The sequence below is a fragment of the Falsibacillus pallidus genome (assembly GCF_003350505.1).
GTDB lineage: Bacteria > Bacillota > Bacilli > Bacillales > DSM-25281 > Falsibacillus > Falsibacillus pallidus.
Genome location: NZ_QQAY01000002.1, coordinates 369261 through 384600, shown reverse-complemented (window position 1 = coordinate 384600; position 15340 = coordinate 369261). Strand labels below are relative to the sequence as shown.

14 protein-coding genes are annotated in these 15340 nt (G+C 42.2%); 6 read left to right on the top strand and 8 right to left on the bottom strand.

Annotation, left to right across the window (positions count from 1 at the left end; genetic code table 11):
- Positions 1-76: 76 nt before the first annotated feature.
- Positions 77-1336: a GNAT family N-acetyltransferase gene (locus DFR59_RS05660; protein ID WP_114744630.1), complete on the bottom strand. Its 1260-nt coding sequence runs from the start codon at positions 1334-1336 to the stop codon at positions 77-79.
- A gap of 161 nt (positions 1337-1497) precedes the next feature.
- Here DFR59_RS05660 and DFR59_RS05655 point away from each other — a divergent pair, with 161 nt between their 5' ends.
- Positions 1498-2295, top strand: coding sequence for a GNAT family N-acetyltransferase (locus tag DFR59_RS05655; RefSeq protein WP_114744629.1), 798 nt, complete (start codon positions 1498-1500; stop codon positions 2293-2295).
- Positions 2296-2311: 16 nt separating this feature from the next.
- Positions 2312-2737 carry an NUDIX hydrolase gene (locus DFR59_RS05650; RefSeq protein WP_114744628.1) on the top strand — a complete coding sequence of 142 codons (426 nt, stop codon included), beginning with the start codon at positions 2312-2314 and terminating at the stop codon, positions 2735-2737.
- A gap of 33 nt (positions 2738-2770) precedes the next feature.
- On the opposite strand, the gene DFR59_RS05645 is transcribed toward DFR59_RS05650, so the two are convergent.
- Positions 2771-3709, bottom strand: a complete 939-nt coding sequence (locus DFR59_RS05645) for an acetamidase/formamidase family protein (protein WP_114744627.1) — start codon at positions 3707-3709, stop codon at positions 2771-2773.
- Positions 3710-3890: 181 nt separating this feature from the next.
- Positions 3891-4715 carry a 3D domain-containing protein gene (locus DFR59_RS05640; protein WP_114744626.1) on the bottom strand — a complete coding sequence of 275 codons (825 nt, stop codon included), beginning with the start codon at positions 4713-4715 and terminating at the stop codon, positions 3891-3893.
- 303 nt (positions 4716-5018) lie between these two features.
- Between DFR59_RS05640 and pyrH the strand changes: the two genes are divergently transcribed.
- Together pyrH and DFR59_RS05630 are read left to right on the top strand one after the other, a co-directional pair.
- Positions 5019-5768, top strand: coding sequence for a UMP kinase (gene pyrH, locus DFR59_RS05635; RefSeq protein ID WP_114744625.1), 750 nt, complete (start codon positions 5019-5021; stop codon positions 5766-5768).
- Positions 5761-6237, top strand: a complete 477-nt coding sequence (locus DFR59_RS05630; protein WP_114744624.1) for a GNAT family N-acetyltransferase — start codon at positions 5761-5763, stop codon at positions 6235-6237. Before pyrH ends, DFR59_RS05630 begins: the two co-directional genes overlap by 8 nt.
- Positions 6238-6291: 54 nt before the next feature.
- On the opposite strand, the gene map is transcribed toward DFR59_RS05630, so the two are convergent.
- The 5 genes from map to DFR59_RS05605 form a co-directional block, all read right to left on the bottom strand.
- Complete coding sequence (gene map / locus DFR59_RS05625; protein ID WP_114744623.1) at positions 6292-7035, bottom strand: type I methionyl aminopeptidase; 744 nt, start codon at positions 7033-7035, stop codon at positions 6292-6294.
- Between the two features lie 161 nt (positions 7036-7196).
- On the bottom strand, positions 7197-7841 hold the full coding sequence (locus DFR59_RS05620) for a class D sortase (RefSeq protein WP_158538328.1): 645 nt from the start codon (positions 7839-7841) through the stop codon (positions 7197-7199).
- 19 nt (positions 7842-7860) lie between these two features.
- Complete coding sequence (locus DFR59_RS05615; RefSeq protein ID WP_114744621.1) at positions 7861-9171, bottom strand: COG1361 family protein; 1311 nt, start codon at positions 9169-9171, stop codon at positions 7861-7863.
- A 179-nt stretch (positions 9172-9350) separates the two neighbouring features.
- Positions 9351-10796, bottom strand: coding sequence for an aldehyde dehydrogenase (gene aldA, locus DFR59_RS05610; protein ID WP_114744620.1), 1446 nt, complete (start codon positions 10794-10796; stop codon positions 9351-9353).
- Between the two features lie 77 nt (positions 10797-10873).
- Positions 10874-12295: a PAS domain-containing sensor histidine kinase gene (locus tag DFR59_RS05605; protein WP_114744619.1), complete on the bottom strand. Its 1422-nt coding sequence runs from the start codon at positions 12293-12295 to the stop codon at positions 10874-10876.
- Positions 12296-12511: 216 nt separating this feature from the next.
- On the opposite strand from DFR59_RS05605, the gene DFR59_RS05600 reads away from it, so the two are divergent.
- Both DFR59_RS05600 and DFR59_RS05595 read left to right on the top strand, forming a co-directional pair.
- On the top strand, positions 12512-12934 hold the full coding sequence (locus DFR59_RS05600) for a pyridoxamine 5'-phosphate oxidase family protein (RefSeq protein ID WP_114744618.1): 423 nt from the start codon (positions 12512-12514) through the stop codon (positions 12932-12934).
- A gap of 145 nt (positions 12935-13079) precedes the next feature.
- Positions 13080-15317, top strand: coding sequence for an FUSC family protein (locus DFR59_RS05595; protein WP_114744617.1), 2238 nt, complete (start codon positions 13080-13082; stop codon positions 15315-15317).
- The last annotated feature ends 23 nt before the right edge of the window (positions 15318-15340 follow it).

Below are 15340 nucleotides of genomic sequence, written 5' to 3'. Positions count from 1 at the left end.
ACCATTAGTAGGAATGATTTCTAATCCGTCTCAAGGCGGACTTAAAAGAAAAATAATCCCCCGGTACGGAGGAATTTTAAAATGCAGTCATGGACACAGGACGGTCCATATGGGAAAACACTGTTTTGATATGGCGGATGTTGTCTGGCCCTGAGATTGAAAGTTTGCCATATTGATAGAGCTTCGCTGGTGAAACAGCACCCATGATCATGGAAGAAAAATCAGCGATGTCGATTTGTATTGCGAAGTCATGCCCTTCGCCCTCATTTTTTTTAAGAGAAAGAATATGGTTCTGATTAGAAAGGATCCATTCTTTTTCTCCGTCAAGGTCAAAAGAGTCGTTGATGAATAGTTTACAAACGAAATCAGCTGCAGGATTTGGCATGATTCCAATGGCGTTGATAAGTTGAGGGGGATCTACCGCCCGATACATGATTCCTGCACCTGATTTATTGGTTTCATGGTAGACGCTTGGAATTAAATGATCCGTCCCATTTCGCGGGTCGTCAAAAATCATATGGAAACTTTCATCCTGCGTATTAATGATGATCCGTTCGAATTGATCGTCCTGTGAATGAAGGAACGACGAAAATTGCTTGAATGCTTCTTGTGTTTCGTAAATCCATTCTTTAATGATCAAGTGATTTTTGATGAAATTCATTTCGCTTGCTTTCTTAAAATGAAATTGCAGATACCCTTCCAATTTCCCATTATTCTTATAACCGATTATTTTTATTTCGGGATTTTGAAACATCCGGTCGAGTTCAGCCTCTGTTTTGTGCATCATTCCGTGGGTGCTCATTACTTTTAGCTCATAGCATTTTTTTACATCCTCTTTGTCGGATGCATCCAGGAATACCAGCCCGCTTTTGTCTTTGAAATTAGGGAAGGCTCTAGGGACTACTGCATATTGATCCATTTTCGTACCCATTCCAAACCCCATTTTTTTATAAAAATCAGGACGAAATGGATACAGACTAAGAAGGGGAACGCCTTTTTCCTTAAAATGACGGATAAAATATTGAATTATTTCTTTGGCGATTTTTTCTTTTTTGTGGAGTAAATCAACACTAACAAATCCGACACCCCCTGTTTGAATCATATTCCCATGAAAGTTCATTTCATATTGATGAAGCCGCATTCCTCCGACAAGTGTGCCGTTTTTCCAAACGCCCATCAGGTCAATAGAAGGATCTTCGGCTTGTGCTTTTTGCAGCGATTCCATTAATTTTTGCTTTGCTTCAAGCCCTCCGCTCATCATCCCTGGATAAGCATTTACGGCAATTTCGACAAATGCGCCCATTTCTTCCTCTTTTAACAGCCTGATATCTGTCATTTTTCCCCTCCTCTAATAAAATAGACTACCTAGTTTATATTATATGTATCCATCAATTTTTTGGCAATTTTATTTTTTCAATATTTTTGGAGATTCTCCACGTTTATGTTTATGGTAAAATGGAAGAAAAATACTTGTTATGTATTGGGAGAGTAATTGACATGATTAGAAGATTGACAGAAGCTGACCATGAGAAAGTGATGGAATTGGTGCTGCCGAAAGCAGCGGAAAATCTATTTATCATTGGGGATATTGAAGCATTTGGATATGATCAGGATTTTCAAACTTTATGGGGCGATTTTGACCATGAAGGTTCCCTTAAAGGCATTCTATTGAAATATCAGCAGAATTATATCCCTTATGCGGAAGATGTAGAAGGAGTTGATGCGTTCGGTTTTGCCAAAATCATTGGAGAAGATGATCATGCAGAGATGGTATCGGGGCTTGAACCCATCCTTGAACGGGTCAGACCATTCCTCCCTTGGAATTCGCTGCATGCACGGAAATTCTACTATGCAAAATGTACAGATGCCGAAAATGTTCCTTCCGACCTGGACTTGGTAAAACAAGCAAAACCGGCAGATGTCGATAGAATAGTTGAACTGTATGGGCATATCAAGGAATTCAACAGTATGGAAACTGCTGAACAGAAACGAAGGAACATGGAAAAAGGTACTGCCAGGTCATTTTTCATTGAAAAAGATGGTGAAATAATTTCCGCTGCGTCCACTGCAGCAGAAAATACCCAATCGGCAATGGTTGTCGGGGTATGCACCCACCCTTCCCACACGAAAAAAGGATATGGATCCATGTGTGTCAGCAAGGTTTGCCAGGTTCTGCTGGCTGAAGGCAAAGAGCTTTGCCTCTTCTACGATAATCCGGCTGCAGGAAGCATCTATAAGCGGATCGGGTTTAAGGATATCGGATTTTGGACGATGTATAAACGGAACCGGGATTAGAAAGGAGCAGCAGAAAATGAAAGAAGAGAACCAAATTGTTATGGCGGTAAAAGGGATCATCCTGCATGAAGGGAAATTTTTGATTGTTCAGCGCTCCCCCCATGACTCTGGAGGCGGAACGTGGGAATTCCCGGGAGGCAAGCTGGATTTCGGAGAACAGCTTGAATCGGCACTGGCAAGGGAGATAGAAGAAGAAACGGGACTTTCAGCATCCGTGAAACGCATCCTTTATGCCACCTCTTTTTTCACCCATGCGCACCGGCAAGTGGTGATCAATACGTATTTATGTACAGCCGATCGTAATGATGTCACCCTTTCTTTTGAGCATTCGGATCATAAATGGGTCGATTTTGCGGATGCCCAAAACTACCTGCCTGAAAATATCAAGCATGATTTTGAGCGTTATCAGGTTGCGAATATGCCAGAATTTTTACATATGTAAATAGAGAGCCCCTGACTCGGGGCTCTCTTTATTTTAAGATTCGCGGAAAACCCCATGCGGCAAAATCGCGTGGACTCCCTTGACCCCATTGACGATTTGAGTGATATGCAGATCAACGGCGGTACTGGCCAAAGTGACAGCTTCCGTTCTACTCAAATCATATTTCTTTTGCATGAAATGAATCATTTCGTTCAGTGCGATGATGGTCGCCTCATTCAGATCTTTATGGAAGCCGAACGTCATCCATCCTTTAGGGGTATTCGCCAGTGGTCCATTCAATTGCATGTCAACGGCTTCAATATTAAGGACGACAGAATCCATAGGGCATTCAATAGCCTGTCCGGAAACCTCCCCATCCCCTTGCTTTGCGTGCCCATCGCCCACAGAAAATAATGCACCTTCGACGAACACGGGCAAATAAAGCGTTGTGCCTTCCACAAGTTCTTTACAGTCGATATTGCCGCCAAAACGTCCAGGCGGGATCGTCGGATGTATTCCCGGCTCTTCAGGTGCAACGGCCATGACCCCCATAAATGGTTCTAGATCTACGGTGAATGACCTTTCTCCTATGCGGGTTTTACCAGTCTTATGGTCCCGGTCAATTTCCCAATCCAATGTCGATTCTTCCATTGTGTCTACTCCCAAAATCCTGCTGTGCCAGCTTTGATTGCCCCCAGCGCAGTTCCAGCCATAATGAGCAGGGGTGATTTGTTCAATTTGAATCTTTAAAGCCATTCCTGGTTTCGCTTCCTGAACGTAAATTGGGCCGATCATCGGATGCCCCCACTCCTGCTCTTTTAGACGGGAGTGGAAATTCGTCCTGTGACCCTGCGGATCGTTGTAGCCCCAGCCGATATCCGGTGTCATGCACTCAATGGAATCCCCGGATTGTATCGTTAAGACAGGTTCATAGTCTCTCGAAAAAGACGCATGAAGATGTTCATTTTTCAATTCAATTTTATGTACAGCCATTACAAAACCCCCTTCAATCAACTACATTCTATCAGACCACAAATTCTGAAAAATGACAATATTTTAATGGGGTGGTGATTCTATCTCAATCTTCTCTCCCCTTTAATAGAAAAAAAGAGGCCCGCCAATCGGCGGACCTGAAAAATTTATAGTTTAATAGGGGGGAACTAAACTAAATGGCTTATTTTAAAACTTTCACTTTAACTGTTCTTACTCCCCAGTCCATTGCTTGATCCTTGGATGGGAATAAGATATCGATGCGGTTGCCTTTGATGGCGCCGCCCGTATCGGCTGCAGTTGCATAACCATAGCCTTCTACGAATACTTTAGAACCAAGCGGAATGACACTAGGATCTACAGAGATTACCTTGGCATTCGGGTTATCTTTTACATTCATCCCGGTAGCGGTAATTCCTGAACATCCTTCACAATCAGCTGTGTAGCCTGTTGCTTTAACAGTAAGTTCTTTCGCAACATTGCTGTCTTCACTGGATGCAGCTTCTGCTTTTGCAGGTGCAGCTTTTTCAGTGTTTGCTGGTTGTGAGCTTGGTGCTGCTGCTGGTGCAGCTGTATCTTTTGCTGGTGCTGCAGGTTTTGCCTCTTCCTTAGGTGCTTCTGTCTTTTGTTGGACTGGAGCGGATGAAGCTTTATCGTTTAAGTAAATAACTAAGCTTTGGCCAGGCTTGATCAAGTCAGATGAAAGTTTATTCCATTCCTTCACTTGATCCACTGTAACGCCATATTGATTGGCGATGCCCCATAGTGTATCTCCTTCGCCAACAGAATAATGTTCTAATGGGGAAACCGTTAATTCCTGATCAGGATATATGATATCGGAACCTAGATTGTTCCACTCTTTAAGATTTTCAACGGTTGTACCGTAATGTTTTGATATACCCCAAAGTGTGTCTCCCTTGTTTACTTCATATTCTTGTGCGGAAGCAGTTCCAGCCATTGCTCCTGTAAATACTGCGGCTGTCGCCAACGCTACGATAGATTTTTTCATTGAAGTATCCTCCTTTTCGTCAGCACGTTTTTGCTAACAGGAAAAAGACTAACACATGAAAATGACAAGCAAATAACAAAATAATGTTCATTTGGTTACATTCCCATTACATATACAGTTGTTTCCATTAGTGGAAATTCCACTGATATAAATAGGTGGTTTTTCTACTATTCTTTTACATTAGGGGTTTATTTTACCTTATCATTTTTAAGGAATATTTAAGAAAAATAATGGACAGTGGAGGATTTAGTGGTATAATTTTGACAGTTTGCAAAATTATGGGTGTGATTTGGAGGGGTTGGAGTGAGTTTTTATAAACGAGTTTTGATCAAATTGAGCGGCGGTGCCCTCGGAAATGATGCAGGAGAAAACTTTGCGCAGGAAAAATTGGAGCACATTGCCGAAGAAGTGATGAGCATCGTGAATCTTGGCGTGGAAGTCTCGATTGTCATCGGCGGCGGGAATATCTTCAGAGGGAATCTTGCTGAACAATGGGGCATCGATCGTGTGGAAGCGGACAATATCGGAACGATGGGAACCATCATTAACAGTTTGATGTTACGGGGTGTCCTGAAATCGAAGACTGATAAGGAAATACGCGTGATGACATCCATCCCCGTCCCTTCTGTTGCGGAACCATACATCCGATTAAAAGCACTTGAACATTTGAAAAAAGGATATGTCATCATTTTCGGAGGCGGCAACGGCCAGCCGTTTGTGACCACGGACTATCCAAGCGTGCAGCGTGCCATAGAGATGAACTGCGATGCCATCCTGGTTGCCAAGCAAGGGGTCGATGGAGTCTACGATATGGATCCCAAAAAACATGTGGATGCGAAAATGTATCAAACATTGAACTACGATGATGTCGTCAAGAACAATATCCGAGTGATGGATCAATCCGCCCTCCTCCTTGCACGCGACTACAGCCTCCCTGTCCATATTTTCAACTTTGATAAGGCGGGTGTGATGAAGAATATTTGTCTCGGAGGAAAAAACGGTACAGAATTATCATCTCAAAAGTCCAGCTGGATGGAGCAAAAGGTTGAATGATTCTGTTGAACTGGCGCTTCAGTTTGAAAAGATGAGGGATGGAACTGCAAATGCTGCACTTGAGATCATTATCCAAGGGTTGAAAGAGTATTTCGATCCTTTTGATATCAAATATAATGAGGATTTAGTCCATTTTAGACAATATTATATGGAATCGCCCAATACTCACCAAATGTATATCGGCAAATGGAATGGGGAAATCGTTTGTACGGGTGCCCTTTCGATTGAAGATATATATACGGGGCGGATTCAGCGGCTTTCTGTAAAGACTGAATTTCGCAAGATGGGGTTTGGCGCCGAGATGCTGATCTTTCTTGAAAGCATTGCCGCTGAACAAGGATTCGATAAAATCGTCCTCGAAACCAACCGGGATTGGGAAAAAGCAATCAGGCTTTATCAGCGAGCACATTATATAGAAGAAACTCGTTCAGAAGAAGAAATTCATTTTTGTAAAGTGCTGGCATTTTGAATGAATGTACACAAAAGAGCATCCTCACAAATGGAGGATGCTCTTTTTAAAATTTTAAAGTGTCAAAATGATCGGTTTGTCTTTTGTAATGACGATGGTATGTTCAAGCTGCGCCACTAGACTTCCGTCCGGAGTTTTATATGTCCATCCGTCGCTTGCTTGGATGACCTCGTCAGCCCCCATTGAGATGAATGGTTCGAAGGCAATGACTGTTCCTTCTTTGAACAGTGCATTATCCCATGGATCAAAGTAATTGAGGATATGATCTGGTGCTTCATGGAGCGATTTGCCGATTCCATGGCCGGTCAGGTTCATGATGACATTGAAGCCATTTCTTCTTGCTTCATTCGTTACCGCTTTTCCAATTCCGTTGCGTTTAGATCCTGCTTTTGCTTTTTCCAATCCTTTTTGGAAGGCGCTCTCGGCACATTGGCAAAGTCTTTCGAGTTCCGGATTCCCGCCTCCGACCACAAAAGAAATACCGGTATCTGCATAGAATCCATCTTTGGAGCCGGAAACGTCGATATTTACTAAATCGCCGTCTTGAATCACCCGGTCCCCTGGAATTCCATGTGCGACTTCATCATTGACACTGATGCAAGTGAAGCCAGGGAAGTCGTATTCGCCTTTCGGTCCGGAGATGGCCCCAGCCTCTTCAAACATTCTTCCTGCTATCTCATCAAGTTCCTTGGTTGTGATGCCTGGTTTTGTATTACTTTTCATTTCTTCTCTAATGGAGGAAACAATTTTACCGATTTCCTTCAGTTTTTCTAATTCCTGTTCTGTTTGTACAATCATCGAATCTTCCTTTATTAAGAATTTATCACATCTATCATTTTATATAATAAATGCCCATTGCACAAATCAAGTGCACGGCTGTGAGCTTACATATGAGGAATGATACCGCATTTATTTTGGAGAATCCTGACAAAGCTAAAAGAGGCGGAATTTCCGCCTCTTTAAACTTTTATCGCTTTTACGATTAATCGGTTTTTGCTTGAGTACATTGGAGTACAGGTGATCAAAGTCAATTCTGATTTTTTTGAAGGGTTTAGAACAGAAACTTCCGTTGGTTTCACTACAAATTTTTTATAAACTTTGTAGCGGTAGATTCCCTTTTTGGTCTCGATGGTAATCATGTCGCCGTTTTTGAGTTCGTCCAATCTATTGAAAAATTGGCCGTATGTGTAGCTTCTGTGTCCGGCCAGCGCCATGTTGCTTCCTTGATCAGGCAAGGATGTGTCCGGGAACCAGCCGACAGCATATTTCAGATCTTTTGCTTCTACACCCTTCACGATGTAAGCCGATAAATCAATTTTATCTATCGTGATTTTCCCGATGGCCGTCCTAGGCAAAGAAACTTTAGATTCTGTTTGTTTATCAGATGTCTTATCAGGTTTGTCATTCGGTTGGTCATTTGCTGATTCCACTGTTGGCTGCTGCTGCAGTAAATCTGGTTCATCTGATGCATAGGCTGTATTCAGGTTATTCCATTGATTTTCCAGATTGGCTTGAACGGTATTCACTTTATAGCTTGAATAGATTGGAAAAGCAATGAATACCGCTCCGATGATGATCAGAAAAAGTGCCAGCCATTTACTCATTGTGAAACGCCTCATTGTTTTAGATTTTTCCTAATGATTTTCTAAAGAAAAGGAATAGTCCTGCGAATAGGAACATGCTGCCGATTAAGATGAATGCTTTCCCATTCCATACAGATCCCGTTTTTGGAAGCATCATCATGGATCCGTTTGCAGCTGATGCTGTCAATGTTCCATTCTTCACCATAGTGGAGCTTGAATTGTTGGAAGCCGAAGACGTGCTGCCGGATGAAGGAGTTTTTGTTGAGACTCCTTTTACGGCTGTTCCACCAGTTTGATTGGACCCCTTATCAGCTGATGTAAATACAGGTAAAACAAGCTCTGATTTAAGGGTAGTTCCATTCGATTCATTTGAAACGTCTCCTGTAACCCCTGAAGTTGAATGTATCATTGCACTAAGCATCTTGTGTTTTTCTCCTGGCAGCGCCTCTACCATTAAAGTAAAATGGCAATCTTTTGATTCACCTGGTTTTAAATCTGGAAGAATGAAGACTGGATTGTTTTTTTCATTAAGTTTAATTTCTTTTCCTTTTAGGTGCAAGGCTTTATCCAGCATCAATTCCAGCATCGCGCCTTTTGAAAGTTTATCCATGTTGTTTGTAGCCATGATGGTTATATCAATCTTATAATTCCCTTTGTCATCCAATGCGATGGCATTTGTTTTGATTTTCGCATCAATTTTGCCTTTAGGCTCTTCCTTAGAAGGAAGTCCTGGCAAATATAGATCGCCTTTCATGCAAGTTTCTTCTTTACCATCCTCTATATTCGCTGTAATCTTGGCGTTGATGGCTTTATGTTGAATTCCTGGAGAGGCTTTAACATTCATTGTCCATGTATATGTTTTCGTTTCGCCTGCCGCAAGGTCTGGGAGGCTGATAACGAGATTGTTGTCTTTGTCCAGCTTGAGGCCGTCTAATAGGTTGTCCAATAGGTGGATGGAATGATCAAGTTTTATCTCAAGTTGGACATCCGTTGCTGTTTTATCCATTTTATTAGTCGCTGTTACCGTCAAATCGAGTTTATATTCACCTTCTTCGTCCAGTGCGACAGCCTTTGCATCTACATTTGCACTGATGTGGCCTTTTCCTTGGATTTTACCGCTTTCATCCTCTTTGTTTCCATCTTTATCACAATCTTCATCTTTTCCGTCATTTTGATCCTTGCTGTCTCCATCCTGTTGTGAATCGCTGCTATCAGAATATGTTTGGTTATTATTTGTAGTTATTTTTACAGTCGTGCTATTCCCCGAACTGCCATCGCCTTCGGATGCAAATGCCATCGTAGGAACCATCATGATAAATAAAAGACTTAAAACCAGTGCAAACTTTTTCAAATAAAATCCTCCCCTGAAAATAATTGTCAGTTTGTGCGCACGGTATTTTCTTCCCAAAGTCCCGGGACCTTAAACCTATATAAAGAAAATTTAGTTTTTTTTAAGAATTTATTTTCATAATAAAAAGCCATTCCCCTATAAAACAGTGGAATGGCTTAATAAATAAATGCGGGTAAAAATCACTTCAACCCTTTATATTCTAAATAAACTGCATGCGTCACGAGGAAGTCTTCTACTCCATGTTTTCCATCGGCACCGCCAAGTCCGGATTTTCTCAGACCGGCATGATAGCCCTGGATGGCTTCAAAGTTTTCACGATTGACGTATGTCTCTCCATATTTCAATCCGTCGATTACCTGCATAGCCTCATGGATGTTTTCTGTATAAACGGATGAAGACAAACCATAATCGGAATCGTTGGACATTTCGATAGCTTCATCAAGTGTTCGATAGGTCATGATCGGAAGGACGGGGCCGAATATTTCCTCTTGGATGATTTCCATGTCTTGACGGACATTCGTCAAAATCGTTGGTTCATAAAAATATCCTTTTTCAATTGAAGCACGCTGACCTCCCGTTTCAATCTTCGCTCCTTGGGAAACGGCTTTTTCGACCATTTCATGAACCGTCTTCAAACGGTCCTCACTGATCAGCGGCCCCATATCGGCTTGATGGTCTTCTGCGGGGTTGCCAAGTTTAGTATCTTTAAAGGCATGGACAAGCTTTTGGATAAACTCTTCTGCAATGGATTCATGGACATATACTCTTTCGGCATTGTTGCAAGCCTGTCCGGCATTGGTGATTCGGGATGTCTTGATATGTTTGACTGCAAGATCGATATCCGCATTTTCGGTAACAATGGCTGGTGCCTTGCCGCCAAGCTCAAGGTTCACTTTTGCCATGCTTTTGGCAGCTGCTTCCATGACTTTTTCACCTGCGCCAACACTGCCGGTCATACTGATCATCCGGACTTTTGGGTGGGAGGCAAGGACGTTTCCGATTTTAGAGCCTGTTCCGAGCACAATATTAACGACCCCAGCTGGAATGTCCACTTCATCGATGACCTTGGCAAATTCCATCATGGTATTTGGCGTTTGTTTACTCGGCTTCAACACAAGGGTACAGCCCGTAACCAGCGCTGTGGCTACTTTTCGTGCCAAAATGAAAACAGGGAAATTCCAGGGGACGATCCCTGCAACGACCCCGATAGGTTTTTTGAATATCATGATATGTTCATTGGACCGGTCGCTCGGGACAATTTCCCCTTCAAGTCTTCTTGCCCATTCGGACATATAGTGAAAATAGTCAATAGCAGTGTCGACTTCACCTACTGCCTGTTCGTAGCTTTTTGCCTGCTCTTCCAGCAGGAGGCGGATAAAGTCTTCTCTGCGCTCAGCAAGCTTGTCCCCAAGCTTCCTCACAATCCTGCCTCTATCAATGGCGGGCTTTTTTTCCCACTCTTTAAGCGCGTTATGTGCTGCTTCCACTGCTTTATTGGCATCCTCTTCCGTTCCATCTGGGATGGTGGAGATAACCTCTTCAGTGGATGGATTGATGATTTCAATGGTTTCATTTGAAGTTGATTGGACATATTGTCCATTTATATAGTGTTGATGTTTCTTCACGGTACCACTCCTCACAAGAATTAAAATCTATTAATAAATGTTCCCTTGTGAGGAGCCACTAAACATTTGCCGGCACATCAATCGATTCTTGGAAGATAGATATGGACTGTTGTCCCTTGCCCCAGCTCACTTTCCACTTCTACTTTGCCTTGATGCTGCTCAACAATGTTAAAGCTTGTCATGAGTCCGAGGCCTGTCCCTTTTTCCTTAGTGGAGTAAAAAGGTTCACCCAGTTTATTCAAGCGGTCTGGCGGGATTCCGCAGCCGTTGTCTTTTATTTTGATGCAGACATAAGAAGAATCGCTCTGAATGCTGATGACCACTTGGCCATGTTCTTCGATGGCATCCAATCCATTTTGAATGATGTTGACGAACACCTGCTTTAATGAATTGGAGTCACCTTTTATCTTTGGATTTTGCACGGATGGATAAAAGTTGATTTTTTTATTTTTCATATTGGCTTCAGCCTCTAATAAATCGACCAAGTCTGCCAATTGGTGGTTGATTGCCAACGGTTCCGACCGCTCATGATGGGGCTTTGCCATCGCAAGGAATTCAGAGATGATATTCTCCACCCTGTCCAATTCATCCAGCACAATATTTACGTATCTCTCATCCACTTTTTCAGCATCCTTGAAAAGCTGGACAAATCCCTTGATTGGAGTTAAAGGATTTCGGATTTCATGGGCTACTGCAGCTGCCAGCTGACCTACGACTGCCAGTTTTTCGGATCTCCTTAACAGCCTGTCCGTTTCAATCCGCTTATCGATATCCCTGGAAACGGAAATGAAGTCCGGTTCACTATCTTCATCGGGGTTATTGACGATTTTAATAGTCGTTTCCAGCCAGACATAGCTGCCATCGCTCCTCAGTGCCCGATAGGTTATAAGAACGGGCTTGGAATCCTCTAAGATTTGTTTATGATATTTTTCAACGAGCGATCTATCATCAGGATGTATATAATCATAGGGATTCTTGCCAATCATATCAATCGCATCATAGCCAAGAGTTGTCGTCACTGACGGAGAAACATATAAATAGGTTCCATCGCCTGCATGCAGATTGATGATATCGGAAGAATTTTCAGCAAGGAGACGGTACTTCCTTTCGCTCTCCCTCAATGATTGTCCTATTTTGATTTTATCTGTGATATCCTGAATCTGCCTGAGAAGATACTTTTCATTCGAGGCGTCATCATGGATCAAGCTTACATTTAAAATGCCGTACTTTATTTCGTTGTTTTTGCACACATATCTTTTTTCAAAATGGTACCCTGACCTTTTGCCATCATACATTTCCTGAAGAAAATTCCGGTCTTTTTCAAAATCTTCCGGGTGTGTCACATCCTTGATCGTCAAAGTCTCCCATTCCTCAAGCGAGTAGCCTGTGAATTCTGCCAGTGCCTGATTGACCCATGTTTGCTTAAAATCCAGGGTACTAACCATTTGAGGGATCCTTGATTGAAAAAAGACTTCTTTAAAAATAGATGAAATAGACATAGTTCCTCCGTTCACTTCATTGCAGCACTGCGGTTATATACCGAACTAAAGTATTGATGTCCTTATTTTATACGATTTTTGCCAAAATAAAAAGTAACAGAAGAAAGTAATTATTTTTAACCGACTTCTAAATGTGCTCCCCTTTCAATTTAAAGTTTAAAGGGACAAACTTTAAGGAATAGTAAAAGAAGATAAGTATAGGAAGGGGAATTTATTATGAGTGATCAAAAATTACGTGAAGAAGTTTTGGAAGTCTTGAAAGAGAATAAGGTCGGGACATTGGCTACTGTTCAAAACAATAAGCCGCATACGAGATATATGACATTTTTCAATGAAGATTTAACCCTATTTACGGCAACTGATAAAAACACCCATAAAGTCGAGGAAATCGAACGCAATTCAAACGTACATATCCTGATCGGGTATGATGGGGAAGGTGTCGGTGATGCCTATCTTGAAATCGAAGGAACTGCAGCGGTCAAGGACAACCAGGAGTTGAAGGATCAATTATGGAATGATCATATGAAACCTTGGTTTGATGGACCGAATGATCCGAATTATATCATCCTTGAAATTCATCCATCTGCCATGACGTTGATGAATAAAAAGGATGAATCAGCGAAGACATTAAATGTATAACGGCTTCCCTATTGCCAGCAGATTCCGGCAATAGGGATTTTTTTAAGCAAAATGAATGTGTATCAGTTGGCTAGGGCATTAATTTCCTATAAGATATAAACTACATCTATCAGGATGAACATTAATGATAAAGGTTTGATTGCCTATGAATTATTATCCAAGCATCCGGCATTGGCTGACACGGTTGTCTGCATCCGATCCGGGACTGCTTAGATTGAAGCAAGCATCAAAAGTGATTTTCAGTGTCATCAGCTCCGTTGTGACCACCCTGCTTCTATTAAAACTCGCAGGCAGCCCCCTTTTTACTGCTGCCATCCTATCGGGTGTCATCGGAATGATGGGCATCTTGGTCGTCATGGGTGATACGGAAAAAGAAAAGAAAGTAACGACTTTACTTCTTGCATTATCAAGCTCCGTTTCTGTAACACTCGGCACATTCCTGCCTCGTTGGAATCATGCTGCGGACGGGGCACTTCTATTAATTATTTTTCTTGCCTTCTATCTTCAAAAATATGGGATGAGGTATTTTTCCATCTGTATGGTTGGATTTATGTCTGTCTATTTTTCATCGTTGCTGAAGCTCAAGCTGACACAGGCACCTTGGTTTTATGTCGCTATTGCAGTGGGAATCACCTACGCTTTTCTATGGAATTTCTACTTGATGAAGGACAAGCCGGAAAAAGTGCTGAAACGAAGCATGATGTCTTTCCATAAGCAGACGAATCTCACATTGGAAATCGTGAAAGAATCCATCCTTGATCCCAATAAGAGCAAGGCACGGCTTCGCTCCCTTCGAAAAAATGCTACCAAATTAAATGAATATGCAAGGGTCATTTCAGAACAGCTCGGTTCTACCGATCCGGGAGACATATGGCCGGGCATCAAGCCAAATCAGCTCCGCCTTTATGTATTCGACACTGAAATGCTGATCGAGACATTTGTAACCGCGTCTGTTCAATTGAAACTCCTTCACGCCCTTGAACACAAAGAAGTTCGTGAAACGTTGTCTAATGTGGCAAAAGCATTAATAGATGCCGAGGTCCTGCGTGATGAATACGATCCGAAACATTTACATGTAGCGGAAAAAACCGTTCAATCCCTTCGAAGTCAATTAAATGCCTATAATACGAAACAAATGGATTCCTCAAAATGGCTGTATCTGGTCCGTAGAATTGAATCCATCGCCAATCATGTCATTGATGGGGCGTACATCCTTCAGAAAGCTCAAGAAGATTACCTGAAGTATGGCGCCAAAGATGAGACCAAGCCAAAAGAAGATGAGCCTTCTGATGAAGAAAATGATTCAAATGATGATGAAGAAACGGGTTTGAAACTTTCTACCAAAAAAGCGTTCCAAGCGGTTATTGCAGGAGGATTATCTATATTATTAGGGTATCTACTGTCTCCCACGCACCAGTATTGGATTTTATTGACTGCATATATCGTTCTCTTGGGGACAGAATCAGTGGGAAGCACCTATGTAAAAGCATTTCAACGGACTGCTGGAACATTGATCGGTGCGATTCTTGGATTCTACCTGGCTGAACTCGTGTCAGGGACAGGCATTTTTGAAGTGATCTGCCTCTTTTTCTGTGTTTTCATGGCTTTTTATTTGTTCCAGGTATCCTATGCCATCATGTCCTTTTGGATTACGATGATGCTTGCCTTGATGTATGATCTGCTACTTGGCGGAATTACCGAGAAGCTCCTGCAGGACCGATTCGTCGATACATTGATCGGTGCTGGAATCGCGTTGCTTGTCTCCTCCTTCCTCTTCCCGCTAAAGACGCGGGACAAAATCAATGAGTCCATCATCGAATTTTTCGAGGAGTTGGAAACGTACCTGTCAGGATTCTTAGAGAGCTTCGCAGGTAAAAATAAAACGATCAATCTGGCAGATGCTGCTTTTAATTTGGATCAAAAATTAAACCAGATTCGGATCAATGCCAAACCATTTGAAAAAATCCCCGGGAAGTTTCAAAATACCGGGGTCGAAAGATGGATGACGATCTTGGTGGCGATCAACTACTATGCCAAGCACCTTGTCGCTTCAACAAGCAGAAAATCGCAGTACGAACAAGAGAATGAACTGGTCGAAATGATTGAACACATCAGTGAGTGTCTGAAAGATAATTCGCAGACGATGAGAGAGCTGCTAAAAGGAAATCGAAACCTTTCCGTCTGGGACCTGCATGATGAACGGAAATTCATCGAAAAGTATCCCGACCGGAATAAAGGCAAGGTGCTGAACCACGCCCTACTCATTCACAACCTGTACTATGTGTGGAAAATCAATCAGTCCATCCTTTCCCTTGCTACTGAACTTGGAGCAAGCAGAAAATTAGCATCGACCCAAAAAAGCAGCGGAGACATGGCGAAATAAAAAAAAGCGGAAGTTCCTTCGAG